This is a genomic window from Pseudomonas sp. AC239 (assembly GCF_979258545.1).
Genome location: NZ_OZ409864.1, coordinates 3,485,377 through 3,508,768 on the forward strand (window position 1 = coordinate 3,485,377; position 23,392 = coordinate 3,508,768).

Genomic DNA, 23,392 nt, shown 5'->3' on the forward strand with positions numbered 1-23,392 from the left:
AAAGTGCCGGATCTGCGTCAGATCAATTGACAAGCGTGGTCGGCTTTCCTAGGGTTCGCCCCATTGTTTTTGCCGGATATGACCATGACTGCTGACGACCGTATCAAACTCGAACCGAGCTGGAAGGAGGCACTGCGTGCTGAGTTCGACCAGCCTTATATGGCAGAGTTGCGCAGCTTTCTGCAGCAGGAGCGGGCGGCCGGCAAGGAGATCTACCCGCCCGGGCCGTTGATTTTCAATGCGCTGAACTCCACGCCCCTGGACAAGGTGAAAGTGGTGATCCTCGGTCAGGATCCGTATCACGGCCCGGGCCAGGCCCACGGTCTGTGCTTCTCGGTGCAACCGGGCGTGCCGGCGCCGCCATCGTTGGTCAACATCTATAAAGAGCTGAAGCGCGACCTCAATATTGACATTCCCAACCATGGCTACCTGCAGAGCTGGGCCGATCAGGGCGTGCTGCTGCTCAACACCACCATGACCGTCGAGCGCGCCAACGCCAACGCGCACAAGGACAAGGGCTGGCAACACTTCACCGACCGCATCATTGAAGTGGTCAGCGAAAAGCAGCCGCATCTGGTATTCATGCTTTGGGGCGCCCATGCGCAGAGCAAGCAGAAGCTGATCGACGCGACCAAGCATCTGGTGCTGACCTCGGTGCATCCATCGCCGTTGTCGGCCTATCGCGGATTTTTGGGTTGTGGCCACTTCAGCCGGACCAACAAGTTTCTCGAACAGAATGGCGAAACGCCGATTGACTGGCGCTTGCCACCAATTTGATGTCTCGACCGGGTTGGCCCTTCGCGAGCAGGCTCGCTCCCACAGGAATTGTGTGCAATCCACAAACCCCCGGTGGGAGCGAGCCTGCTCGCGAAAAGGGCAACTCGGTTTTCAGTCTTACGCGGGATGACGGTTCCAGTACCTGAACAACGGCTCCGCCAGAAACAGCACAAACAACAGCCGCATCACCTGCATCGCCGTTACCAGTGGCACCGACAATTGCAGGGTCTCCGCCGTCAAGCTCATCTCGGCAATCCCGCCGGGCATCATCCCAAGGGTCAGCGAACGCAAATCCAGATGGGTCAGCGTACTCAAGCCCAACGCGGCCAGTGACGCGATCAACATGGTCAGTGCCGTGCCGATCAAAGTCCGGCCCATGAAGGATGGGGCGTGGCGGAAGAACTGGCGATTGAAGTGACAGCCCAGACCGCTGCCGATCAGCCATTGGCCGATCTGACTGCCGCCATTGGGCAAACCGATGTGCAAATCCCACGTAATGCTCACCGCCGCACTGACCAGCAACGGCCCGAACAGCCATGGATTGGGTTGGCGCAAACGCTGCCAGAGCCAGGCGAGCAGGGCGCCCGCTGGGAAAAGAATCGCCAGCCAGCGCCAATCGACGCTGCCGGCGTGAGAAATCGGCGTGCCGTCACCGAGCAGATACTTGAACGCCGCCGGCACGCACAACACCACCACCAGTACCCGCAGACTCTGCCCGGCCGCAACATGGCTGAGCCGGGCGCCATTGCGCGCGCCGAGGTTGACCATCTCCCCGGAACCACCGGGCATGCTGGAGAAAAATGCGGTAGCGCGATCCTCGCCGGTGCGGCGCATCAGCCACACCCCGACCACCGCCGACAGGCTAGTGACCAGCGCACCGAAGAAGATCAGACCGAAATGACTGAGCACCTGCTCCATCACCAGCGGGGTGAAGTGCAGGCCGATACCGATGCCGACGATCCACTGGCCGCACTTGCGGCCGCCAGGGATTTCCGCCAGTTGCCACGGGGTCAGGCAGCGCACGAGGATGATCGCCAGCAGCGACCCGACCATCCACGGCAGCGGCCAGCCGATCTGGCTGGCGATGAAACCGCCAAGCAGACCGACCAGCGGGGTGCCCCACCAGGCTTTCAGGGACGAGCGATCAGACATCGGCGATGGCGCGACGAGCGACCGCGCGTTTGCGCCAGATGCGAATCAGCGGGAACACCAGCATCAGCGCCGTCAGCACCCAGACACCGAAAGTGATCGGGCTCGACCAGAGGATTTCCAGCGCACCGTTGGAGATCGACAGCGCGCGACGCAGGTTCTGCTCCATCAGACCGCCGAGGATGAAGCCCAGCAATACTGGCGACAACGGGAAGTCCAGCTTGCGCAGGATGTAGCCGAAGATGCCGATGCCGACCATCAGGAACAGGTCGAAAGTGGTGGCATGAACGGCGTAGACGCCAATCCCGGTGATGATCGCGATGACCGGCACCAGTGCCCAGTTCGGCACGGCGAGGATGCGCGTGAAGATACGGATCATCGGGATATTGAGGATCACCAGCATGATGTTGGCGATGAACAACGACGCGATCAGGCCCCAGACGATGTCCGGTTGTTGCTGGAACAGCAGCGGGCCTGGGGTGATGTTGTACAGCGACAGCGCGCCGATCATCACCGCCGTGGTGCCCGAACCCGGTACGCCCAGTGTCAGCATCGGCACCAGCGCGCCGCAGGCCGAAGCACCGATCGCCGTTTCCGGTGCAGCCAGGCCACGGGCGTCGCCCTGGCCGAACTTGCCGCTGGCCCCGGCGATGCGCTTCTCGGTCATGTAGGCCACGGCACTGGCCAGTGTCGCGCCCGCACCCGGCAACACGCCCATGATGAAACCGAGCAGGCCGCAACGAATGTTCACCACGAACACCGAAGCCGCTTCCTTGAAGTTGAACATCATGCGCCCGGTCGCTTTTACCGCTTCCTGGCCGCGATGGGTTTTTTCCAGCAGCAGGAGGATTTCGCTGATCGAGAACAGACCCAGCACCAGCACCACGAATTGAATGCCGTCGGTCAGGTGAATGTTGTCGCCGGTAAAACGGTACACGCCGCTGTTGGCGTCGATGCCGACGCTGGACAGGAACAGGCCGATCAACGCCGCAATAAAGGTCTTCAACGGTCGATCACCGGCCATGCCGCCGAGACAGACGATCGCAAACACCATCAACACGAAGTATTCCGCAGGTCCAAAGGCAATCGCCCACTTCGCCAGCAGCGGCGCAAACAAGACCATGCCGCAGGTGGCGATGAACGCGCCGATGAACGAACTCCACGCCGACAGGGACAACGCGACACCGGCCATGCCTTGGCGGGCCATCGGGTAGCCGTCGAGGGTGGTCATTACGGTGGAAGCTTCGCCGGGAATGTTCAGCAGAATCGAGCTGATCCGCCCGCCATATTCGCAGCCCAGATACACCGCCGCGAGCAGGATAAGCGCCGACTCCGGCGGCAAACCGAGTGCGAACGCAATCGGGATCAGCAGCGCCACGCCGTTGATCGGGCCGAGGCCCGGCAGCAGGCCGACGACGGTGCCGATCAAGGTGCCGGTCAGCGCCGTGACCAGGTTGTACGGGCTCAGCGCGACGCCGAAGCCTTGACCCAAATAACCGAGGGTATCCATATCAGTTCTCCAGCACGTCGAGCAGGCCAAGGGGCAGCGGGACTTCCATCACCCGATCGAACAACAGGTACAGACCAATGGCCATTAGCGTGGTGACGACGATGCTCGGCACCCAGCGGCCGCCGTACAGGCGCGCCATCGGAATGCCGATCACGATGCTGCTGAGGATGAAACCCAGTGGTTCGAACAGGCCGGCGAACACCAGCAACAGCGCGACGCAGATAGCAATCTTGGTCAGGGTTTCGCGGTCCAGCGGCGGCTCGTCTTCACTGTGTTTGATCGGCGCCGGACGGAACACCATGTACAGCAGCGCCAGCCCCATCAGTCCAAGCATCAGCAGCGGAAAGGCGCGCGGGCCGACCGGTTCGTAGGAAAAAGCCGCCTGGTACGGCCACGCCATCAGTGCCAGGCCGGCACACACCAGCAGCAACACCGAGGCGAATATGCGTTGAATAAGCATGAGAACTCCTGTGCCGCGCCCCCGAAGCGGGGAGCGCGGCCACTAGACAGAGACGATCACTGGATCAGGCCGAACTCTTTGGCCAGCACTTTGTAGTCGGCGACCTGCTTTTTCACGTAGGTGTCGAGTTCCGGGCCGGTCATGGCGAACGGGAACAGCTCACGCTGATCGCGCAGCTTGGCGAACTCGTCGGAAGCGAGCAGTTTGTCGAACGCGTCTTTCCACCAGGCGTAGTCTTCGTCGCTGACTTTCGGCCCGAGGTAGAAGCCCCGCACCACCGGCCAGACGATGTCGTAGCCTTGCTCGCGAGCGGTCGGGATGTCCTTCATTTCCGGCTCGTCCAGACGTTTGTCGGCGAATACCGCGAGCAGGCGCATGTCACCGCTCTGGATGTGCGGCATGGAGTCGGAGATGTCGGTACTGCCGACCTGAATGTGGCCACCGAGCAGGGCCGTGGCGATTTCACCGCCGCCTTCGAGTGCCACGTAACGCAGCTCGCGCGGGTTGATCCCGGCAGCCTTGGCGATCAGTGCGGTTTGCATCCAGTCCTGACTGCCGACGGTGCCGCCGGAGCCGATGACTACCGAGCCTGGATCTTTCTTCAGGGCTTGAACGAGATCGTCCAGAGTCTTGTAGGGCGAATCGCTTTTCACTGCGATGGCGCCGTAGCTGGTGCCAACCGCCGCGAGCCAGCGCACGTTGGTTTCATCAAAGCGACCGAACTTGCCCTGCGCCAGGTTCAACAGCGAACCGCTCGACCATGCGACCAGCGTGCCGGCATCCGCCGGACGTTGCGCGACCACCGCGTTGTACGCCACCGCGCCGACACCGCCGGGCATGTAGGTGACGCGCATCGGCTTGCTCAGCAGCTTCTGGTTGACCAGGGCGCTCTGCACCAGTTTGCAGGTCAGGTCGAAACCGCCGCCGGGGGAGGCAGGAGCGATGCATTCCGGGCGTTTCGGCTCGGCCATGAGTTGGCCGGCGAACAGCATCGCGCCAGCGGCGAGAGCGACTTTACGCAGTGATACGTTCATTTGAGTCTCCAGAGGAGTTGTTGTTATGGATGGACTGAATGATCAACGGGCAACGCTAAAGCTTAGCGGCAGGCGCAGTTTTCTCGCGGCGGGAGCGCAAGCATTGAAACAACGGAGGGGAAACAGGACCGCGGTGAGAAACCGACAGTGCAATTCTGGAATCGAGCAAGGCGAGCAGGCATTACAGCCTTGGTGCGCATGGAAGGCATGCTGGGGTACTCCGTTATTGTTCTTATGGGTCGAAAACGCTTCATGGCGTTTTTCGTTGCGCTGTGTGGCAGCAGCGCGACAGTCGAAACTGTCCGTGAGCCGACTCTAACCGGCTAACCTTTCAGCAACCTTTCAGTTGTCTTTCACGGTTTTCGGGCTTCACAGCGGCGGTTGCGGCTGTAAACTCCGCGGCAAAGCGCGGCGTCGGCCAACCCTGAACGAGGTACAAATCCATGCGTGTCCTGCTCGTCGAAGACCATTTGCAACTGGCCGAAAGCGTGGCTCAGGCGCTCAAGAGCACCGGTCTGACGGTGGACGTGTTGCACGATGGCGTGGCCGCCGACCTGGCATTGAGCAGTGAGGAATACGCCGTGGCGATTCTCGATGTCGGCCTGCCGCGCATGGACGGTTTCGAGGTGCTCGCGCGGCTGCGCGCTCGCGGCAAGAACCTGCCAGTGTTGATGCTGACCGCGCGCAGCGATGTGAAAGATCGCGTGCATGGCCTCAACCTTGGCGCTGACGATTACCTGGCCAAACCGTTCGAACTCACCGAGCTGGAGGCACGGGTCAAAGCCCTGTTGCGCCGCAGTGTCCTCGGCGGCGAGCGTCAGCAGCGCTGTGGCGTACTGGCTTACGACCTCGATACGCGTCGCTTCACCCTCGGCGAAGAACTGCTGACCCTGACCTCGCGCGAGCAAGCCGTTCTCGAAGCATTGATTGCGCGGCCGGGGCGAGTGATGAGCAAAGAACAACTGGCCGCGCAGGTGTTCGGCCTCGACGAAGAAGCCAGCCCCGACGCCATCGAAATCTACGTGCACCGCTTGCGCAAGAAACTCGATGGCCAGCCCGTGGCCATCGTCACCTTCCGTGGCCTCGGCTATCTGCTGGAAAGCCGCGATGCATAAGCCCAGCAGCCTGCGCTGGCGCTTGCTGTGGAACCTGGGATGGTTGTTGGTGGTGCTGATGCTCGCCAGTGGCTTGAGTGCTTACTGGAACGGTCGCGAAGCTGCCGACACCGCCTATGACCGCACGCTGCTGGCCTCGGCACGGACTATTGCGGCGGGATTGTCGCAGCGCGATGGCAGCCTCAGCGCCGACGTGCCTTATGTGGCGCTGGATACCTTCGCCTATGACAGCGCCGGGCGCATCTATTACCAGGTCAACGACATTCACCAGAAGCTGATTTCCGGCTACGAAAATCTGCCCGGACCGCCGCCCGGCACGCCACGCACCGACAGCTATCCGGCGCTGGCACGTTTTTATAACGCGAAGTACAACGGCCAGAACGTACGCGTGGTCAGCCTGCTCAAAGCCGTGAGCGAGCCGAACATGAACGGCATGGCGGAAATCCGCGTGGCCGAAACCGACGAAGCGCGGGTCAGCATGGCGCGCAGTCTGGCGGCGGATACTCTGCTGCGTCTGGGCATGCTGGCCGTGGGCGCGTTGTTGCTGGTGTGGTTCGCGGTGAGTGCGGCGCTGCGCCCGCTGGAACGCTTGCGCACCGCAGTGGAAGAGCGCCAGCCCGACGATTTGCGGCCACTGCCGCTGGTGGAAGTGCAGCATGAACTCGGGCCATTGGTGCGCGCACTCAACCATTTCACCGAGCGCCTGCGCGGCCAGTTCGAACGGCAGGCGCAGTTCATCGCCGATGCCGCTCACGAATTGCGCACACCGCTGGCGGCACTGAAGGCGCGGCTGGAACTGGGCCTGCGCTCGAACGAGCCGGAAACCTGGCGCACCACCCTCGAATCGTCGGCACAGAGCACCGATCGCCTGACGCACCTGGCTAATCAGCTGCTGTCGCTGGCCCGCGTCGAAAACGGTGCACGGGCGATTGCCGAGGGCGGCGCGCAGTTGCTCGATCTGAGTCAGTTGGCCCGTGAACTGGGCATGGCCATGGCGCCGTTGGCGCACAAGCGTGGCGTAGCGTTGGCATTGGAGGCGGACGAGCCAGTGTGGTTGCGTGGCGAACCGACCCTGCTCAATGAACTGCTGAGCAATCTGGTCGACAACGCGCTGGCGCATACGCCGCCGGGCGGCAATGTGATTTTGCGGGTCACGGCGCCGGCGGTGCTTGAGGTTGAGGACGACGGGCCGGGGATTCCGCTGCACGAGCGTGATCGGGTGTTCGAGCGATTTTACCGGCGTAATCAGCAGGTCGCCGGTTCAGGCCTGGGACTGGCGATTGTCGGCGAGATCTGCCGTGCGCATCTGGCGCAGATTACCCTGCATGATGGCGAGCAGGCGGGGTTGAAGGTGCGAGTCAGCTTTATTGCCGGGTAGTACTTTTGTGGCGAGGGGATTTATCCCCGCTCGGCTGCGCAGCAGTCGCAGTTCAGCGATCGCAATCTGTCTGGAAAAAACCGGGTCGCAGAGTTCAGGGTCGCTTCGCAACCCAACGGGGATAAATCCCCTCACCACAGGTCAGTAGAACATCGACCGCGATTCTTCCAGATCCGCGCAAAATTGCTTGTTCTCCGGATCAATCCCCAGCTTTCTGAACGCCGGCACACTCAGCGGATCAATCCGCGCAAAGGGATGGTCGGTGCCCTTGCGGCAATACAGGTTCGCCACTTGCACCACGTCCACGTAATCGATGCGGGCCGAGTCGCGTTCGAAATCCTCATAGAGCAACGGCAGTTGCACCAGACGCTCGGGAAACTCCCAGACCCGCAGCAACTTCTCGCCCAGCACTGGATGAATCTGCTCGATCACATGGGTGAGGCTGACTGCATCCGAGAGTAATTCGTTGTGGTCTTCGGCGTAGGTCAGAATCGGCAACACGCCAATCTGATGCACCAGCCCGCCAAGTGCTGCTTGATCAGGCTTGAGCTGGGTGTGACGGCGGCACAGTGCATAGCTGACGCCGGCGATCTCCAGGCTGCTGCGCCAGACTTCGCGCATCTTCTGCTCAACCACTTCGGAGCGGGCGTTGAAGATCTGCTCCATGACCAACCCGATCGCCAGGTTGCTGCTGTAGTTGATGCCCAAACGGGTAATGGCGGTGTGCAGGTCGGTGACTTCCTGCGCGGCGCGCAGCAGCGGACTGTTCACCACTTTGATCAGGCGCGCCGACAGCGCGGCGTCGCGGCCGATGACTTTGCTCAGATCGCTGACGCTGATTTCCGGATCCTCGGCGGCCTTGCGAATTTGCAGGGCCACTTCCGGCAACGTTGGCAGAACCAGGTCATCGTTATCGATGGCCGCAACCAAATCCTGTTGGACCTTTTCCGCCAGTTCGCTCATTTGGACTCTCTAGGGTCTTGCAACAATGCTGCGATCAGCGCTGGATTTCGCGGTCGCGATCCAGTTCGTAAGGCAGGTCGAGCACGTGCAACGCGGGGCCTTCGAGGGCGCCCAGACGCAAATCACCGGCTTCGGCAGCTTCGGCCTGCAACACGGCCAGGAGTTCAATGTTTCCCTCGGCATTGGCGGCCAGCACCACTTCGCCGATCGAACTGTTGTGGCTGGGTGCGAACAGTTGAGTGGCGGGCTCTGGCAATTCAGCCGCGTCGAGGCGCAAGCGGTACAGACGACGCTTGAGCTTGCCCAGGTACTGCATGCGCGCAACGATTTCCTGACCGGTGTAGCAGCCCTTCTTGAAACTCACGCCGCCGACCGCCTGCAGATTGAGCATCTGCGGGATGAACAATTCGCGAGTGGAAGGCATGACCTGACCGATACCGGCGCGGATCTGGCCCAGCAACCATTGATTCAGCCCGGCCTCAGGCAGGGTGGCCGACAGTTGGCTTTGCACGCTTTGCGCCTGAGCGGCAGGCACCCAGAGTTCGGCACGGTTGGGCGAGACGCGAATGGCAATCAGGCTTTCATTGCGCACAACGCTGTCGGTTTCGGCGGGCAGTGCCAGACCGAGGCTCGTCAGGGCTGCGTCGCCATGCGCCAGACCGAAGCGCCCCCAGGCGGCGCTTTCATCGGTCAGTTTCGATTTGGAGAACACCGCGTACTTTTTCAGGTCGGCCAGTTGCGGCTCGAGCAGCTCGCTGGCCATCGCCATCACCACACCGTCGCCTTCCAGCAGGATGCGAAAGCTCGACTGCATCCGGCCTTTTTGCGTGCAGCGGGCGCCAAGGCTGGCGCGGGTATCACTCAGGTAATTGATATTGCAGGTCAACTGGCCTTGCAGGAACTTTCCGGCGTCCGCACCGCGAACCGCGAGTACGCCTTCATGAGACAGGGTGCAGAAAAAAGCAGAATCGGCCATGGGTCATCGCAGGGTAAATAGACTGGGGCACATCATAAGGGGGCAGGGTTGAAATGGGTAGTTGATAAAGGATCAGGAGTGCCCGACCAAAGCCGACTGTGCGGCCCGCGTCGGGCCTGTATACTGCCCGGCAAATTCGAGGAGGGCTCCATGGTCGAACAAGTTGAACTGAATCGCCTCTTTTGGCACAGCCGTCGCGGCATGCTTGAGCTTGACGTGCTGCTGGTGCCGTTCGTGCAGGAGGTTTACGCGACGTTGAATCAAGTGGATCGCGATCTGTACGTGCGTTTGCTGACCTGTGAGGATCAGGACATGTTCGGCTGGTTCATGGAGCGCAGCGAGTCGGAAGATCCCGAGCTGCAACGCATGGTCCGGATGATTCTGGATCGTGTCCAGCCCAAGTAACACGTTCGAATGCCGCTGGCATGCCTCACGGCAGTTGCTGGCGGCGTATCTGTTGGCCCAGGCGTTCGCCATGGGCTCGTTGCTTCTGCTGTCGATTTCACTCTGGGCCAGTATGGCTGGGGTTTTCGGCTGTTTTTTGCATGGCTTCTGGGTGATTCCGCGGCAGATTCTGCTGAGTCATCCGCAAGCATTCTGCGGATTACGGCGCGACGGCGATGGCTGGCAGGTCTGGAATCAGGCTGATGGCTGGCAAGCAGTGCAATTGCGCCCGGACAGTCTGGCGCTGCCATTGATCGTGGTGCTGCGCTTTCGCCTGCGCGGAGAGTGGCGGGTCAGGTCGATCTGCGTGCCGCGTGACTCGCAGGCGGCGGATCTGCACCGACGCCTGCGAGTGCGGCTCAAGTTCAGCCGGCGTAGGTGGGCGGCACCAGAATAGTGTCGAGCGCTTCGGGCAGCATATCCGGATAGTCGAGGGTGTAATGCAGCCCGCGGCTTTCCTTGCGTTCCATGGCTGAGCTGATCATCAATTCGGCAACTTGTGCCAGGTTGCGCAGCTCGATCAGGTCACGGCTGACTTTATAGTTGCTGTAAAACTCATCGATCTCATCCAGCAACAGACGCACCCGGTGCTGCGCCCGTTGCAGACGCTTGTTGGTGCGCACGATGCCGACGTAGTCCCACATGAATCGGCGCAGCTCGTCCCAGTTGTGCGCGATGATCACATCTTCATCCGAGTCGGTGACCTGGCTGGCGTCCCAGACGGGCAGGGCGCTCGGCGCCGCGATATCATCCAGCTGCGCGAGAATGTCCGCCGCCGCCGAACGGGCGTAAACGAAGCATTCCAATAGCGAGTTGCTGGCCATGCGATTGGCGCCGTGCAGGCCGGTAAAACTGGTTTCGCCGATGGCGTAGAGGCCGGGCACATCGGTGCGCCCATGCTGATCAACCATCACGCCGCCACAGGTGTAGTGCGCCGCAGGGACTACCGGGATCGGTTGTCTGGTGATGTCGATGCCGAAGCCCAGGCAGCGCTCATAAACAGTCGGGAAGTGGCTTTTCACGAACGCTTCGGGCTTGTGACTGATGTCGAGATACACGCAGTCGACACCCAGACGCTTCATTTCATGGTCAATGGCCCGCGCGACAATGTCACGAGGCGCCAGCTCGGCGCGTTTATCGAAGCGATACATGAAGCGCTCGCCATTGGGCAGCTTCAGATGCGCGCCTTCGCCACGCAGGGCTTCGGTGATCAGGAAGCTTTTGGCTTGCGGGTGATACAGGCAGGTCGGATGGAACTGATTAAATTCCAGGTTCGCCACCCGGCAGCCGGAGCGCCAGGCCATGGCGATGCCGTCACCGCAGGCGCCGTCAGGGTTGCTCGTATAAAGATAGACCTTGGCCGCGCCGCCCGACGCCAGAATCACGAAACGTGCGCCGTAGGTATCGACTTCCCCGGTGGCACGATTCAGTACGTAGGCGCCGAGACAACGATCGCCTTCCATGCCCAAGCGGCGTTCGGTGATCAGATCGATGGCAACGCGCTGTTCCAGCAGTTCGATGTTCGCGCGCTCTTTGGCCTGGGCCAGCAAGGTCTTGAAGATCGCAGCGCCGGTGGCGTCGGCAGCATGGATGATCCGCCGATGGCTGTGGCCGCCTTCGCGGGTCAGGTGAAATTCGAAACCACCGTCTTCAGTGCCGGACTGTTCGTCGCGGGTGAACGGCACGCCCTGGTCGATGAGCCATTGGATGGCTTCGCGGCTGTGCTCGACGGTAAAACGTACGGCGTCTTCATGGCACAAGCCGCCGCCCGCATTGAGGGTGTCGTCGACATGGGATTCGACAGTGTCGGTATCGTCGAGCACTGCGGCCACGCCACCCTGGGCCCAGAAGGTCGAACCGTTGGCGAGATCGCCTTTGCTCAATACGGCAATGCGCAGATGACCGGGCAAGGTCAACGCGAGACTCAAACCGGCAGCACCGCTGCCAATTACCAGAACATCGTGTTGGAACTGTTGGCTCATTTCAGGATTCCGCTCAAAGCGACCCGGGTCGGGGTTGGCGCAAGACAGCTGGATCGGCGAGTCAAGACAGCCACACAGCCCACTAGTATATAGAGGGGTTGGGCGGCACAATAGCCGGGCCCAGATGGCATTGTGAGACTACTGCGCGGTGAAAAGGGCTGTGCTTCGTCGGAAGATTTTTTTCACAGGTGTGGGAAAAGACACCTGTATCGGCGCTGAAACAGACTTTTCCGCCCACGGTTGCGCAATCTCAGGTGGGTACGGCTATAAATAATTGGAACTTTTGCCAAAGGGCCAAGATCAATAGACGGTGCCAGAAACCACGGACAGTGTCGGCTTCAGTGCGGAATCTGCGTTTGGATTCCTGCCGGCGAAACCGATAACAAGATTATTCGCGCAGCCGGTTTATCCCGCGCTGCGTTTTTCGTGCGTGCCAAATCAGAGCTCGCAGGAAACTTGCTTGGAGGGGGAGAACTTTTGCGAAAAGCCCGAGTCTATGTTTGCAAGTCTGGTCGTTTAGTAATGCAAGTCTCCTCCGGGCTTATCGAGGAGTGTTCATGCTAACCCAGGAAGAGGATCAGCAGCTGGTCGAACGCGTTCAGCGTGGCGACAAGCGAGCTTTCGATCTGCTGGTGCTGAAATATCAGCATAAAATTCTCGGGTTGATCGTGCGTTTTGTGCACGACACCCATGAAGCCCAGGACGTTGCTCAGGAAGCCTTTATCAAGGCGTATCGGGCACTTGGAAATTTCCGCGGTGACAGTGCGTTTTATACGTGGCTGTATCGTATTGCCATTAACACGGCAAAGAACTACCTGGTTTCCCGCGGCCGTAGGCCGCCGGATAGCGATGTAAGTTCAGAGGATGCGGAGTTCTACGATGGCGATCACGGCCTCAAGGATCTCGAATCACCGGAACGCGCATTGCTGCGGGATGAGATCGAAGGCACTGTCCATCGAACCATTCAGCAACTGCCAGAGGATTTGCGTACGGCTTTAACTTTACGTGAATTCGATGGTCTGAGTTACGAGGACATTGCGAGCGTCATGCAGTGTCCGGTGGGTACCGTGCGCTCCCGGATTTTCCGCGCTCGGGAGGCCATCGACAAAGCCCTGCAACCGTTGTTGCAGGAAAACTGAGACAGCGGCGACAGCCAAGAGAGGAACGCCATGAGTCGTGAAGCCCTGCAGGAATCGCTGTCCGCAGTGATGGATAACGAAGCGGACGAACTGGAATTGCGTCGAGTGCTCAGCGCACTGGATGATGTTGATACCCGTGAGACCTGGGCTCGTTACCAGATCGCTCGGGCAGCCATGCACAAGGATCTGCTGCTTCCGCGTCTGGATATCGCTGCGGCAGTATCTGCTGCGCTGGAAGACGAAACAGCTCCGGCCAAAGTATCCCGCAGCCCATGGCGTAACCTGGGTCGCCTCGCTGTTGCCGCTTCGGTAACCGTGGCCGTCCTGGCCGGTGTTCGCCTGTACAACCAGGACGAAATCGCTGGTGTTGAGCTGGCCCAGCAGTCGAATCAGCCCACTCTGGCCACTCCACAGGTCAAGGGGCCGGCAGTTCTGGCGGGTTACAGCGAAAGTTCGGAAGCGACTGGCCCGATGGCCAATGGCGTCCTGCAAGGTCAGCCAGGCTGGCATGATCAGCGTCTGCCAGGCTACCTGCGCCAGCACGCTCAGCAGGCTGCACTCAAGGGAACTGAAAGCGCGCTGCCATACGCACGTGCCGCAAGCCTGGAAAACCGTTAAGGAGGATCATGCGCGCCATCCCTCTACTTTCGCTTCTGCTCAGTGGCTGGTTCATTGTTCCAGCCCACGCTGACGAGGCCCAGGACTGGTTGACCCGTCTGGGCCAGGCCGAGCAGCAGCAAAGCTTCCACGGTACTTTCGTTTACGAGCGCAACGGCAGTTTTTCCACGCACAACATCTGGCATCGCGTCCAGAATGGCCAGGTCCGCGAGCGGTTATTGCAGCTCGACGGCTCGGCTCAGGAAGTCGTGCGCATTGATGGGCGTACTCAATGCGTCAGCGGCACCCTGATTGCGGGATTGGGTGATTCACCCAACGCTGCCGCCCGTGCGCTGGATCCCAAACAGCTGAAGAATTGGTATGACCTTGCCGTCATTGGCAAGTCGCGTGTGGCCGGTCGCGATGCCGTGATCGTGTCACTCACGCCTCGTGATCAGCACCGCTACGGTTTCGAGCTGCATCTGGACAAGAAGACGGGGCTGCCGCTCAAGTCATTGCTGTTGAACGACAAAGGGCAGTTGCTTGAGCGTTTCCAGTTCACCAGCCTCGACACTGATGAGATCCCGTCGGACAAGGACTTGTTGGCAGACGCCGATTGCAAGCCGATCAACATCGCAAGCGACAAGGCTTCTGCAGCCAAGACCGTGCAAAACTGGCGTTCGGACTGGCTGCCGCCAGGCTTTGAGCTGACCAGCAGCAGTTCGCACAAAGATGCGCAAACCAAGACCCAAGTCAGCAGCCTGATGTATGACGATGGTCTGGCGCGTTTCTCGGTGTTCCTTGAACCGTTGAATGGCGCAACGGTCACTGACACCCGCACTCAGTTGGGCCCCACCGTCGCGGTATCCCGTCGCCTGACCACGCCGCAAGGCGAAATGATGGTCACGGTTGTCGGCGAAATCCCGATTGGCACCGCCGAACGAATCGCTCTATCGATGCGTAACAACGATGGCGCTGCGACCAGCAAGCAGTGAGCTGATTTCAGTCATTTCCACTTCGTCGTCGAGACGTCGAAATGTTTGCTGAGCATTTTCATTTGCAAAACCCCTGAAAATTTTTTATAGGTCAGAGCCTCACGGCTCTGGCCTTGTTTGTTGTTCCCGGAACAAAAATGCCGGTCTGTGGTTTCCGGTGTTCCTTTGCTCCATATCGCTTAACCCTGCTCGTCGTAACGGGAGCTGTATGTCGATACCAAGTTTAAAGTCTTACCTTTCCATCTTCGCCACCGTGCTGTTGCTCGGTCAGGCGGTGCCTGCTGCGCAAGCGGCCGATCTGCCTGATTTCACCCAGTTGGTCGAACAAGCGTCGCCCGCGGTGGTGAACATCAGTACCACGCAGAAACTGCCGGACCGTCGCGTGAATCAGCAGATGCCGGATCTGGAAGGCCTGCCACCGATGCTGCGCGAATTCTTCGAGCGCGGCATGCCGCCTCAGCAGCGCTCGCCGCGTGGCGACGGCCGCCAGCGTGAAGCGCAATCGCTGGGTTCAGGATTCATCATTTCGCCGGATGGCTACATCCTTACCAACAACCACGTGATCGCCGATGCCGACGAAATCCTCGTCCGTCTGGCTGACCGCAGTGAGATGAAAGCCAAGCTGGTCGGCACCGATCCACGTTCGGACGTGGCCTTGCTGAAAATCGAAGGCAAGGATCTGCCGGTGCTCAAGCTCGGCAAATCCCAGGACCTGAAGGCCGGCCAGTGGGTCGTCGCGATCGGTTCGCCATTTGGCTTCGACCACACTGTGACCCAAGGCATCGTCAGCGCCGTGGGCCGCAGCCTGCCGAACGAAAACTATGTACCGTTCATTCAGACCGACGTGCCGATCAACCCGGGCAACTCCGGTGGTCCGCTATTCAACCTGAACGGTGAAGTGGTCGGCATCAACTCGCAGATCTACACCCGCTCCGGTGGTTTCATGGGCGTGTCGTTCGCCATCCCGATCGACGTGGCGATGGACGTTTCCAATCAGCTCAAAAGCGGTGGCAAAGTCAGCCGCGGCTGGCTGGGCGTGGTCATTCAGGAAGTGAACAAGGATCTGGCCGAGTCGTTCGGTCTGGACAAGCCGGCCGGCGCCCTCGTTGCACAGATTCAGGATGACGGCCCCGCGGCCAAGGGCGGCCTGCAGGTTGGCGACGTGATCCTGAGCATGAACGGTCAGCCGATCGTCATGTCCGCAGACCTGCCGCATCTGGTCGGTGCGTTGAAGGCTGGCGCCAAAGCCAATCTGGAAGTGATTCGTGAAGGCAAGCGCAAAAACGTCGAGTTGACCGTCGGCGCAATCCCGGACGAAGACAAAGAGCTGGACGCGTTGCCGAAATCCGGCGCTGAAAGCAGCAGCAATCGTCTCGGCGTTGCAGTCGGCGAATTGACCGCCGAGCAGAAGAAAACCTACGACCTCAAAGGCGGTGTGGTGATCAAGGAAGTGCAGGACGGTCCTGCGGCCCTGATCGGTCTCCAACCGGGTGACGTGATCACCCACCTGAACAACCAGGCCATCGGCTCGGCCAAGGAGTTCACCGACATCGCCAAGGCGTTGCCGAAGAACCGTTCGGTGTCGATGCGCGTGCTGCGTCAGGGCCGTGCCAGCTTCATCACCTTCAAACTGGCTGAATAAACCAGCTACAAGGTAAAAAGAAACCGCCTCGAAAGAGGCGGTTTTTTTGTGTCTGCAGCTTCTACCTTGCGGGGAAACTCAGCCCATCATGTCCTTGACCATGCGCTCCTGCTCCATCAGCTCGCGCTGACGGGCGTCGATGCGCGAGGACAGCGGGAAGTTGTTGCCGGCCTTGCGCTTGGCGAAGTCCAGTTGCTGAATGGCCTGGCGGTAATCGCCGACCAGCGCAAAGTACTCAGCGCGCGCCTGATGCAGGCCAATGATGTTGCCCGACAGGCCGCGAGTTTCGGCAACCTGATACCAGACGTCCGGATCATCCGGGCGGGTCTTGAGCAAACTGTCTAGCGCCTTCTCGGCATCGGCGGCGCGATTCTGTTTCAGCAGCAGATCGACGCGCACCTGATTCAGCGGGTAATTGCCGGGGTATTGAGTGAGCATGCGATCGACCCGCGATTGCGCATCCGGCAGGCGATTGTTGGTGATGTCCAGATCGACCTGAGCGAGGTTGTAAATGATTTCGTTCGGCGACTTGGCCAATAGCTGCTTGAGGTTCTCGCGGGCTTCGTTGAGCTGGCCGCCCTTGATTTGCGCGATGGCCAAGCCGTAACGCGCCACATCGTTTTTCGGATTCTCATCGAGCAGGGCGCGGAAACGCTTGGCGCCCAGTCCCGGGGTTTCCTCGTAAATCAACTGCACGCGTGCACGAATCAACTGATAACGCATGCTGTCTTCAATGCCGCCCGGTTTCGCCTGCTCGGCGCGGTTGCGAGTGTCAGCGATACGCGATTCGGTGACCGGGTGAGTCAGGAGGAATTCCGGCGGCTTGGCGTCGAAGCGATACTGGCGCATCAGGCGTTCGAACATGGTCGGCATCGAACGCGGGTCGTAGCCGGCCTTTTCCAGGTTGAGGATGCCGATGCGGTCCGCTTCCTGTTCGTTCTGCCGCGAGAAGCGCCGTTGTTCCTGCAACGCCGCAGCCTGGGTGCCAGCGATGGTGGCGATGCCGGCATCACCGCCGCCGGCCGCCGCGATGACAATGCCGGCCAGCAACGCGGCCATCATCGGCACCTGCATTCTTTGTGACGCTTCGACGCCGCGAGCAAAGTGACGTTGCGACAAGTGCGCCAGTTCGTGAGCGAGCACCGAGGCGTATTCACCTTCGGTTTGCGCATTGAGGAACAGACCACCGTTGACCCCAACCACGCCGCCAGGTGCGGCGAAGGCGTTGAGTTGCGGACTATTGATCAGAATGAATTCCAGGCGTCGGTCGGAGACCTGGCTGGTCTCCACCAGCTTGTAGACGCTGGATTCGACGTAATCCTTGAGCTGCGGATCGTTGAGCTGGGACACCTGACTGCGCAGCATGGCCAGCCAGGCACGGCCGAGCTGGTATTCCTGTTGCGGCGAGACAATGGCAGAACTGGCGTCGCCGAGTGACGGCAGATCGTCGGCAAAGCCTGGTGAGGCGAGCAGGCAAGCGAGCGTCAGCAGGGTAGGGCGCAAAAAAGTCATGCACAAAGCCTTGGAGGACAAAGACCTTACTGTAGCCGGACACCGAAGCCGCGACCAGATATTCTAGGCAGCTCGACAACCCGAACCGGAGTGACGCAATGACTGACGCTGTAGCCCATGACGTGGAACTGGACGCCAGTGGCCTGAACTGTCCGTTGCCGTTGCTCAAGGCGAAAATGGAACTCAATAAACTGCAGAGCGGCGCCGTGCTCAAGGTCATCGCCACGGATGCCGGTTCGCAGCGGGACTTCCGCACCTTTGCCAAACTGGCCGGTCATGCACTGTTGCGTGAAGAGGACGAGGCTGGCGTCTACCGTTACTGGTTGAAAAAAGCCTGAAGCGACCGCGTTAACAATCGAAGGGATTATTGATGTTCAAAGTGTTACGCGACTGGATTCAGCGCTACTTCTCCGATGAAGAAGCCGTGGTGCTGGCAGTGCTGCTGATTCTTGCCTTCACCGCCGTACTCACCCTCGGCGGCATGCTCGCCCCGGTGCTGGCCGGCATGGTGCTGGCGTATCTGATGCAAGGCCTGGTGGTGACGCTTGAGCGGCTGCGTGTACCCGGTGGCGTGGCGGTCGGCCTTGTCTTTGCGCTGTTCATGGGCGCGCTGATGCTGTTTATCGTCGTGGTGCTGCCATTGCTCTGGCATCAGTTGATCACGCTGTTCAACGAACTGCCGGGCATGCTCGCCAAGTGGCAATCGCTGCTGCTTCTGTTGCCCGAGCGCTATCCGCATCTGGTGTCTGACGAGCAAGTCCTGCAAGCGATCGAAGCGGCGCGGGGCGAGATTGGCAAGTTCGGTCAGTGGGCACTGACCTTTTCGCTGTCGAGTTTGCCGCTGCTGGTGAACATCATGATCTACCTGGTGCTGGTGCCGATTCTGGTGTTCTTCTTCCTCAAGGATCGGGCGATGATCGGCGAGTGGGTGCGCGGTTATCTGCCTCGCGAGCGCGCGCTGATCACCCGCGTCGCCCAGGAAATGAACCGGCAGATCGCCAATTACATTCGTGGCAAAGGCATCGAGATCGTCATTTGCGGCGGCGTGACCTACATCGCCTTCATCGCGCTGGGCCTGAACTATGCGGCGCTGCTAGCGTTGCTGGTCGGCTTGTCGGTGGTGGTGCCGTATGTCGGTGCGGTGGTGGTGACCGTGCCGGTGCTGCTGATTGCACTGTTCCAGTGGGGCTGGAGCGATCAGTTCATTTATCTGATGGCGGTCTACGGAATCATTCAGACGCTGGATGGCAACGTACTGGTGCCGTTGCTGTTTTCGGAAGCAGTGAATCTGCATCCGGTGGCAATCATCTGCGCGGTGCTGTTGTTTGGCGGGTTGTGGGGATTCTGGGGCGTGTTTTTTGCGATCCCGCTGGCGACGCTGTTCAAGGCTGTGCTGGATGCGTGGCCGCGCAAGGAGCCGGTGGTGGCGCCGTTGCTTTAAAAGCAAAGATCGTCCGATCGCGGCCCGAGCCTTCGGTAGCTCCTACATTTGGAATGCTTTCCCCCTGTAGGAGCTGCCGAAGGCTGCGATCTTTTGATCTTAGGCTTTGTTCAGGGCCTCAGCCGCCGCCAGCACGGCATCAACATGCCCCGGCACTTTCACGCCACGCCATTCCTGACGCAGGACACCGTCCTTATCAATCAGGAACGTGCTGCGATCAACGCCCAGGTATTCCTTGCCGTACAGCTTCTTCAGTTTGATCACGTCGAACAATTGGCAAACCGCTTCGTCCTTGTCACTGATCAGTTCAAAGGGGAATTCATGTTTGCCTTTGAAGTTTTCGTGCGATTTCAAACTGTCACGGGAAATGCCAAAGACTTCAGTGTTGGCAGCCTTGAACGCCGCATATTGATCGCGAAAGCCCTGACCCTGAGTGGTGCAGCCCGGGGTGCTGTCCTTCGGGTAGAAATAGATCACCACTTGCTTGCCCTTGAGTCCGGACAGGCTGACGGTCTGCCCGCTGGTCGCAGGCGCGGTGAAATCCGCAACCGGTTGGTCGATGACAACGGCCATGAAAGCTTCCTTACATTGGGTTTTGTGGGCGCCAAGGCTCGATCAGCGCATCCAGGTTCATCGCGTCGGCGAAGTCGAGGAACTGATCGCGCAGCCAACTGATCTGGGTACCGGCCGGCAGGGTTACGGTGAACGTGGCGTTGAGCATGGTGCCGCCGGTCTGTGGCGCCTGATAGGTATCGCAGGTGAGGTTTTCCAGTTCGACGTTGTGGTCCATGAAGAACTGGCACAGCTCATTGATGATGTCCGGGCGATACGCCGAGCTGACGTAAGCCACGTAAGGCAGCGCCTGTGGGCGATTTTCCAGAGCCGCGCTGCGTACCACGTTGACAGTGAACGCATGACGCTTGGCCAGCAATGGCAGGCTGCCTTCGAGGCGCGCGAGGGCGTCCCAGCTGCCGGAAATTTCCAGCACCAGGGCACTGCACTCGCCGTGACGGGTCAGGCGAGAGGTGACGACGGCGCAGCGGTTTTCATGGCTGGCGCGGCACAGGACGTTGGTCAGCTCCATGGGGTTGGCGCCGAGGGCACTGATGACAAGGAATTGTTCGCGAACTGTGGGGGTGGACATGCAGCATTCCTAAAGCGATGAGCGGTCGGTAGGTTGACGGGCGTTGGTGGCCGGGAGTGCCTGTTCTGGCGGTCCGTATAAAGAGACCCGGCCGGCGCTCGCGGCTCGCTCCACTGTGCGGGAGCGCGTCGATGCGACGCAGGAACGGGCCCTGGGAGGCCGAAAAGGGAGGCTGAAACCCGGCGTACAAGCTGATCTGTACCGATCAAAGTCTGAAGGGTAGCGAAAAGCGGCGCCAAGGGGAATGGCGGCGGCGCAGTACTTCGCTTGTGCAAGCATCTTGGCGCCAGTACCATTACCGCTCTCTTTTTCCGGCAGGAGCGGTTTCATGATTGCGGGCAGTATGGTGGCACTGGTCACTCCCATGGATGCACAAGGGCGTCTTGACTGGGACAGCCTCAGCAAACTCGTGGACTTCCACCTCAAGAACGGCACCCATGCCATTGTCGCCGTCGGTACAACCGGCGAGTCGGCCACCCTTGATGTAGAAGAGCACATCGCCGTCATCAAAGCCGTGGTCAAACAGGTTGCCGGGCGCATTCCGGTCATCGCCGGCACCGGCGCCAATTCGACCCGCGAAGCCGTCGAGCTGACCCGCAACGCCAAGGCCGCCGGCGCCGATGCCTGCCTGCTGGTGGTTCCTTATTACAACAAGCCGACCCAGGAAGGCCTGTACCAGCACTTCAAACACATCGCTGAAGCCGTCGACATTCCGCAGATTCTCTACAACGTTCCCGGCCGCACCTCCTGCGACATGCAGGCCGAGACCGTGATTCGCCTGTCCACCGTGCCGAACATCATCGGCATCAAGGAAGCCACCGGCGACCTCAAGCGCGCCAAAGCGATCATCGATGGCGTGAGCAAGGATTTCATCGTGCTGTCCGGCGACGATCCGACCGCTGTCGAGCTGATCCTGCTGGGCGGCAAAGGCAACATTTCGGTCACCGCCAACGTCGCGCCGCGCGAAATGGCTGACCTGTGCGAGGCCGCGCTCAAGGGCGACGCCGATACCGCACGGGCAATCAACGAAAAACTGATGCCGCTGCACAAGGACCTGTTCATCGAAGCCAACCCGATTCCGGTGAAGTGGGCTTTGGTCGAAATGGGCCTGATGCACGAAGGCATCCGCCTGCCACTGACCTGGCTGAGCACCCCTTGTCATGAAACGCTGCGCACGGCCCTGCGCCAGTGCAGCGTCCTGGTTTAATTGAGGAAGTACAACGCATGAAGCGAATGGCCGGACTTTCCGCACTTGCCTTGATTATCTCCAGCACCAGTGGCTGCGGATGGGTCTGGGGGCCGGAAGGTTATTTCCGCGACCGTGGAAGCGATTACCTGCAAGCGCAACAGACTGCACCGATGCAATTGCCACCGGATGTAAGCACTGCCAAGCGTCTCGATCCGCTGTTGCCGATCCCGCGCAACGTGGCCGATGACACCGCGACGGGCGAATACGTTGTTCCGCGTCCTCAACCGCTGTCGGCGGTTGCCGATGCCACTGATTATTCGCTGCAGAAGAGCGGTGATACGCGTTGGGTCGTGGCCCAGCATCCACCGGCCGAAGTCTGGCCAGTGGCGCTGCAGTTCTTCCAGGACAACGGTTTCCGTCTGGATGAACAGCGTCCGCAGACCGGTGAATTCACCACCACCTGGCAGCACTCCGACGAGCTGTCCGCGTCGATGGCCAAGCGCCTGAGTGCGGCCGGTATCGCCAGCGACAGCGAAACCCGCGTGCGCGTGCGCATCGAGCCGGGCGTGCAGCGCAACACCAGTGAAATCTACGTGGTCAGCGCCGAGCGTCCTGCCGGCAGCACGGCGGACGTGGCTTTCACCAACCGTTCGGTCAACACTGGCCTGGACGCTGCGCTGGTCGACGACATGCTCGCGAGCATGAGCCGCACCTCCGAGAAGGGCGGTTCGGTGTCGATGCTGGCCTCGCGTGATTTCGACGCGCCAAGCCGCGTCAGCCTCAGCGAAGACGGTAGCGGCAACCCGGTGTTGAACGTCGGTACCGATCTGGACCGCGCCTGGTCGAGCGTCGGCCGTGCGCTGGAACAGGGCGAATGGCGCGTTGAAGACATCAACCGCAGCCTGGGCCTGTACTACATCAACCTGGCCGAAAAAGCCGAGAAGAAAGACGACAAGCCTGGCTTCCTCAGCAGTCTGTTCGGCAGCGCGCCGAGCAAGGAAGAAGTCGAAGCCCGCGCCGAGCGTTATCAGGTTCGCCTGAGCAAGGTGGGCGAGAACATCCAGGTCACCGTCGAAAAGAACATCAACACCGTCGCACCGGCCGATGTCGCGCGTAAAGTGTTGAGCGTGATTCAGGACAACCTGGGCTGATCCGATATGCGTTTTGCCGTTCTCGGCAGCGGTAGCCAAGGGAACGGCACGCTGATCGCCAGCGCTGATACGTATGTGCTGGCGGATTGTGGTTTTTCCCTGCGGGAAACCGAAAGACGCCTGTTGCGCCTGGGTGTGCACCCAGCGCAACTGAGCGCGATACTTGTGACCCACGAACATGCCGACCACGTGCATGGCGTGGGTTTGCTGTCTCGGCGCTACAATCTGCCGGTCTACCTCAGTCGCGGCACGTTGCGCGGGATGCGCAAACCGCTTGAACCCGCAGGCTTTCTGGCCGGCGGCGAACAATTGCAGATCGGCGCACTGAACGTCGGGGTCATTGCCGTGGCCCATGACGCGCAGGAGCCGACCCAGTATGTCTTCAGCGATCAGGAACAGCGGCGCTTCGGCCTGCTGACCGACCTGGGATCGTTCTGCGAGCGGGTGCTGGATGGCTATCGGGACCTCGATGCATTGATGATCGAGTCCAACCATTGCCGCGACATGTTGGCCCGAGGTCATTACCCGTACTTTCTCAAGCAGCGGGTGGGCGGCGAACGCGGACATCTGAACAACCATCAGGCGGCATTCCTGGTGGCCGAGTTGGGTTGGCAGGGTTTGCAACACCTGGTCCTGGCCCATCTGAGCAGCAAGAACAACCTGCCGCAGCTGGCCCGGCAATGTTTTGTCGACACCCTCGGGTGCGACCCGGACTGGCTGCAACTGGCCGATCAAGATTCAGGGCTCGACTGGCGCCACATCGCCTAGCCCACCTACTTAGCAAGCGGAGCCCA

24 protein-coding genes are annotated in these 23,392 nt (G+C 60.5%); 14 read left to right on the plus strand and 10 right to left on the minus strand.

From position 1 onward, the window contains the following. Positions 1 to 84 precede the first annotated feature (84 nt). Positions 85 to 777: a uracil-DNA glycosylase gene (ung, locus tag ACZ0AZ_RS15845; protein WP_083353373.1), complete on the plus strand. Its 693-nt coding sequence runs from the start codon at positions 85 to 87 to the stop codon at positions 775 to 777. 117 nt (positions 778 to 894) lie between these two features. On the opposite strand, the gene ACZ0AZ_RS15850 is transcribed toward ung, so the two are convergent. From ACZ0AZ_RS15850 to ACZ0AZ_RS15865, 4 genes are read right to left on the minus strand one after another with little or no spacing between them, the layout of a single operon-like run. Then, positions 895 to 1,929, minus strand: coding sequence for an AbrB family transcriptional regulator (locus ACZ0AZ_RS15850; RefSeq protein ID WP_463537709.1), 1,035 nt, complete (start codon positions 1,927 to 1,929; stop codon positions 895 to 897). Beyond that, complete coding sequence (locus ACZ0AZ_RS15855) at positions 1,922 to 3,436, minus strand: tripartite tricarboxylate transporter permease (RefSeq protein ID WP_129998890.1); 1,515 nt, start codon at positions 3,434 to 3,436, stop codon at positions 1,922 to 1,924. The genes ACZ0AZ_RS15850 and ACZ0AZ_RS15855 overlap by 8 nt, the downstream gene beginning before the upstream one ends. A gap of 1 nt (position 3,437) precedes the next feature. Beyond that, the gene (locus ACZ0AZ_RS15860; RefSeq protein ID WP_039760883.1) at positions 3,438 to 3,896 is read right to left on the minus strand and encodes a tripartite tricarboxylate transporter TctB family protein; all 459 of its coding nucleotides are present in this window, start codon (positions 3,894 to 3,896) and stop codon (positions 3,438 to 3,440) included. 56 nt (positions 3,897 to 3,952) lie between these two features. Then, on the minus strand, positions 3,953 to 4,930 hold the full coding sequence (locus ACZ0AZ_RS15865; protein WP_129998891.1) for a Bug family tripartite tricarboxylate transporter substrate binding protein: 978 nt from the start codon (positions 4,928 to 4,930) through the stop codon (positions 3,953 to 3,955). A gap of 443 nt (positions 4,931 to 5,373) precedes the next feature. Between ACZ0AZ_RS15865 and ACZ0AZ_RS15870 the strand changes: the two genes are divergently transcribed. Next, on the plus strand, positions 5,374 to 6,045 hold the full coding sequence (locus tag ACZ0AZ_RS15870) for a response regulator (protein WP_007898613.1): 672 nt from the start codon (positions 5,374 to 5,376) through the stop codon (positions 6,043 to 6,045). After that, the gene (locus ACZ0AZ_RS15875) at positions 6,038 to 7,423 is read left to right on the plus strand and encodes a sensor histidine kinase (RefSeq protein ID WP_039760888.1); all 1,386 of its coding nucleotides are present in this window, start codon (positions 6,038 to 6,040) and stop codon (positions 7,421 to 7,423) included. Before ACZ0AZ_RS15870 ends, ACZ0AZ_RS15875 begins: the two co-directional genes overlap by 8 nt. Before the next feature lie 141 nt (positions 7,424 to 7,564). Here the strand turns inward: ACZ0AZ_RS15875 and ACZ0AZ_RS15880 are convergent, their stop codons facing one another. After that, entirely contained in the window at positions 7,565 to 8,386 is an 822-nt protein-coding gene (locus ACZ0AZ_RS15880) for an HDOD domain-containing protein (RefSeq protein WP_039760890.1), read from the minus strand. Between the two features lie 34 nt (positions 8,387 to 8,420). Then, positions 8,421 to 9,362 carry a CAF17-like 4Fe-4S cluster assembly/insertion protein YgfZ gene (gene ygfZ / locus ACZ0AZ_RS15885; protein ID WP_463570778.1) on the minus strand — a complete coding sequence of 314 codons (942 nt, stop codon included), beginning with the start codon at positions 9,360 to 9,362 and terminating at the stop codon, positions 8,421 to 8,423. 150 nt (positions 9,363 to 9,512) lie between these two features. On the opposite strand from ygfZ, the gene ACZ0AZ_RS15890 reads away from it, so the two are divergent. Together ACZ0AZ_RS15890 and ACZ0AZ_RS15895 are read left to right on the plus strand one after the other, a co-directional pair. Next, a complete protein-coding gene (locus ACZ0AZ_RS15890) occupies positions 9,513 to 9,767 on the plus strand; it encodes an FAD assembly factor SdhE (RefSeq protein ID WP_007911418.1) in 255 nt (84 codons plus the stop codon). Beyond that, on the plus strand, positions 9,751 to 10,203 hold the full coding sequence (locus tag ACZ0AZ_RS15895) for a protein YgfX (RefSeq protein WP_463537710.1): 453 nt from the start codon (positions 9,751 to 9,753) through the stop codon (positions 10,201 to 10,203). Before ACZ0AZ_RS15890 ends, ACZ0AZ_RS15895 begins: the two co-directional genes overlap by 17 nt. Here the strand turns inward: ACZ0AZ_RS15895 and nadB are convergent. After that, entirely contained in the window at positions 10,172 to 11,788 is a 1,617-nt protein-coding gene (nadB, locus tag ACZ0AZ_RS15900; protein WP_039760896.1) for an L-aspartate oxidase, read from the minus strand. The genes ACZ0AZ_RS15895 and nadB overlap by 32 nt on opposite strands. Before the next feature lie 557 nt (positions 11,789 to 12,345). Between nadB and rpoE the strand changes: the two genes are divergently transcribed. From rpoE to ACZ0AZ_RS15920, 4 genes are all read left to right on the plus strand, one after another. Continuing rightward, positions 12,346 to 12,927 (plus strand): RNA polymerase sigma factor RpoE, encoded by a 582-nt coding sequence (gene rpoE / locus ACZ0AZ_RS15905; protein WP_003172477.1) that lies wholly within the window; start codon positions 12,346 to 12,348, stop codon positions 12,925 to 12,927. Positions 12,928 to 12,957: 30 nt separating this feature from the next. Beyond that, a complete protein-coding gene (locus ACZ0AZ_RS15910; RefSeq protein WP_008077804.1) occupies positions 12,958 to 13,545 on the plus strand; it encodes a sigma-E factor negative regulatory protein in 588 nt (195 codons plus the stop codon). Positions 13,546 to 13,553: 8 nt separating this feature from the next. Then, positions 13,554 to 14,519 carry a MucB/RseB C-terminal domain-containing protein gene (locus ACZ0AZ_RS15915; RefSeq protein WP_463537711.1) on the plus strand — a complete coding sequence of 322 codons (966 nt, stop codon included), beginning with the start codon at positions 13,554 to 13,556 and terminating at the stop codon, positions 14,517 to 14,519. Positions 14,520 to 14,727: 208 nt separating this feature from the next. Continuing rightward, positions 14,728 to 16,161, plus strand: a complete 1,434-nt coding sequence (locus ACZ0AZ_RS15920) for a DegQ family serine endoprotease (RefSeq protein ID WP_039760902.1) — start codon at positions 14,728 to 14,730, stop codon at positions 16,159 to 16,161. A 78-nt stretch (positions 16,162 to 16,239) separates the two neighbouring features. Here the strand turns inward: ACZ0AZ_RS15920 and ACZ0AZ_RS15925 are convergent, their stop codons facing one another. Continuing rightward, complete coding sequence (locus ACZ0AZ_RS15925; RefSeq protein WP_039760903.1) at positions 16,240 to 17,673, minus strand: M48 family metalloprotease; 1,434 nt, start codon at positions 17,671 to 17,673, stop codon at positions 16,240 to 16,242. A gap of 98 nt (positions 17,674 to 17,771) precedes the next feature. On the opposite strand from ACZ0AZ_RS15925, the gene ACZ0AZ_RS15930 reads away from it, so the two are divergent. Together ACZ0AZ_RS15930 and ACZ0AZ_RS15935 are read left to right on the plus strand one after the other, a co-directional pair. Continuing rightward, positions 17,772 to 18,011: a sulfurtransferase TusA family protein gene (locus tag ACZ0AZ_RS15930; RefSeq protein WP_016771269.1), complete on the plus strand. Its 240-nt coding sequence runs from the start codon at positions 17,772 to 17,774 to the stop codon at positions 18,009 to 18,011. A 32-nt stretch (positions 18,012 to 18,043) separates the two neighbouring features. After that, the gene (locus ACZ0AZ_RS15935; RefSeq protein ID WP_039760905.1) at positions 18,044 to 19,114 is read left to right on the plus strand and encodes an AI-2E family transporter; all 1,071 of its coding nucleotides are present in this window, start codon (positions 18,044 to 18,046) and stop codon (positions 19,112 to 19,114) included. Between the two features lie 99 nt (positions 19,115 to 19,213). On the opposite strand, the gene ACZ0AZ_RS15940 is transcribed toward ACZ0AZ_RS15935, so the two are convergent. Together ACZ0AZ_RS15940 and ACZ0AZ_RS15945 are read right to left on the minus strand one after the other, a co-directional pair. After that, positions 19,214 to 19,687, minus strand: coding sequence for a peroxiredoxin (locus tag ACZ0AZ_RS15940; protein ID WP_463537712.1), 474 nt, complete (start codon positions 19,685 to 19,687; stop codon positions 19,214 to 19,216). Positions 19,688 to 19,697: 10 nt separating this feature from the next. Further along, positions 19,698 to 20,258: a glycine cleavage system transcriptional repressor gene (locus tag ACZ0AZ_RS15945; RefSeq protein ID WP_039760908.1), complete on the minus strand. Its 561-nt coding sequence runs from the start codon at positions 20,256 to 20,258 to the stop codon at positions 19,698 to 19,700. A 328-nt stretch (positions 20,259 to 20,586) separates the two neighbouring features. Here ACZ0AZ_RS15945 and dapA point away from each other — a divergent pair, with 328 nt between their 5' ends. The 3 genes from dapA to ACZ0AZ_RS15960 are packed head-to-tail and all read left to right on the plus strand — an operon-like array spanning position 20,587 to position 23,366. After that, a complete protein-coding gene (gene dapA / locus ACZ0AZ_RS15950) occupies positions 20,587 to 21,465 on the plus strand; it encodes a 4-hydroxy-tetrahydrodipicolinate synthase (protein ID WP_129998904.1) in 879 nt (292 codons plus the stop codon). Positions 21,466 to 21,482: 17 nt separating this feature from the next. After that, positions 21,483 to 22,598 (plus strand): outer membrane protein assembly factor BamC, encoded by a 1,116-nt coding sequence (bamC, locus tag ACZ0AZ_RS15955; RefSeq protein WP_039760911.1) that lies wholly within the window; start codon positions 21,483 to 21,485, stop codon positions 22,596 to 22,598. Between the two features lie 6 nt (positions 22,599 to 22,604). Continuing rightward, entirely contained in the window at positions 22,605 to 23,366 is a 762-nt protein-coding gene (locus ACZ0AZ_RS15960) for an MBL fold metallo-hydrolase (RefSeq protein ID WP_463537713.1), read from the plus strand. Positions 23,367 to 23,392: the final 26 nt, after the last annotated feature.

Excerpts from the sequence above, each read along its gene's own strand:
- ung (WP_083353373.1), top strand. The coding sequence starts at position 85 with ATGACTGCTGACGACCGTATCAAACTCGAACCGAGCTGGAAGGAGGCA.
- ACZ0AZ_RS15850 (WP_463537709.1), bottom strand. The coding sequence starts at position 1,929 with ATGTCTGATCGCTCGTCCCTGAAAGCCTGGTGGGGCACCCCGCTGGTC.
- ACZ0AZ_RS15855 (WP_129998890.1), bottom strand. The coding sequence starts at position 3,436 with ATGGATACCCTCGGTTATTTGGGTCAAGGCTTCGGCGTCGCGCTGAGC.
- ACZ0AZ_RS15860 (WP_039760883.1), bottom strand. The coding sequence starts at position 3,896 with ATGCTTATTCAACGCATATTCGCCTCGGTGTTGCTGCTGGTGTGTGCC.
- ACZ0AZ_RS15865 (WP_129998891.1), bottom strand. The coding sequence starts at position 4,930 with ATGAACGTATCACTGCGTAAAGTCGCTCTCGCCGCTGGCGCGATGCTG.
- ACZ0AZ_RS15870 (WP_007898613.1), top strand. The coding sequence starts at position 5,374 with ATGCGTGTCCTGCTCGTCGAAGACCATTTGCAACTGGCCGAAAGCGTG.
- ACZ0AZ_RS15875 (WP_039760888.1), top strand. The coding sequence starts at position 6,038 with ATGCATAAGCCCAGCAGCCTGCGCTGGCGCTTGCTGTGGAACCTGGGA.
- ACZ0AZ_RS15880 (WP_039760890.1), bottom strand. The coding sequence starts at position 8,386 with ATGAGCGAACTGGCGGAAAAGGTCCAACAGGATTTGGTTGCGGCCATC.
- ygfZ (WP_463570778.1), bottom strand. The coding sequence starts at position 9,362 with ATGGCCGATTCTGCTTTTTTCTGCACCCTGTCTCATGAAGGCGTACTC.
- ACZ0AZ_RS15890 (WP_007911418.1), top strand. The coding sequence starts at position 9,513 with ATGGTCGAACAAGTTGAACTGAATCGCCTCTTTTGGCACAGCCGTCGC.
- nadB (WP_039760896.1), bottom strand. The coding sequence starts at position 11,788 with ATGAGCCAACAGTTCCAACACGATGTTCTGGTAATTGGCAGCGGTGCT.
- rpoE (WP_003172477.1), top strand. The coding sequence starts at position 12,346 with ATGCTAACCCAGGAAGAGGATCAGCAGCTGGTCGAACGCGTTCAGCGT.
- ACZ0AZ_RS15910 (WP_008077804.1), top strand. The coding sequence starts at position 12,958 with ATGAGTCGTGAAGCCCTGCAGGAATCGCTGTCCGCAGTGATGGATAAC.
- ACZ0AZ_RS15915 (WP_463537711.1), top strand. The coding sequence starts at position 13,554 with ATGCGCGCCATCCCTCTACTTTCGCTTCTGCTCAGTGGCTGGTTCATT.
- ACZ0AZ_RS15920 (WP_039760902.1), top strand. The coding sequence starts at position 14,728 with ATGTCGATACCAAGTTTAAAGTCTTACCTTTCCATCTTCGCCACCGTG.
- ACZ0AZ_RS15925 (WP_039760903.1), bottom strand. The coding sequence starts at position 17,673 with ATGACTTTTTTGCGCCCTACCCTGCTGACGCTCGCTTGCCTGCTCGCC.
- ACZ0AZ_RS15930 (WP_016771269.1), top strand. The coding sequence starts at position 17,772 with ATGACTGACGCTGTAGCCCATGACGTGGAACTGGACGCCAGTGGCCTG.
- ACZ0AZ_RS15935 (WP_039760905.1), top strand. The coding sequence starts at position 18,044 with ATGTTCAAAGTGTTACGCGACTGGATTCAGCGCTACTTCTCCGATGAA.
- ACZ0AZ_RS15940 (WP_463537712.1), bottom strand. The coding sequence starts at position 19,687 with ATGGCCGTTGTCATCGACCAACCGGTTGCGGATTTCACCGCGCCTGCG.
- ACZ0AZ_RS15945 (WP_039760908.1), bottom strand. The coding sequence starts at position 20,258 with ATGTCCACCCCCACAGTTCGCGAACAATTCCTTGTCATCAGTGCCCTC.
- dapA (WP_129998904.1), top strand. The coding sequence starts at position 20,587 with ATGATTGCGGGCAGTATGGTGGCACTGGTCACTCCCATGGATGCACAA.
- bamC (WP_039760911.1), top strand. The coding sequence starts at position 21,483 with ATGAAGCGAATGGCCGGACTTTCCGCACTTGCCTTGATTATCTCCAGC.
- ACZ0AZ_RS15960 (WP_463537713.1), top strand. The coding sequence starts at position 22,605 with ATGCGTTTTGCCGTTCTCGGCAGCGGTAGCCAAGGGAACGGCACGCTG.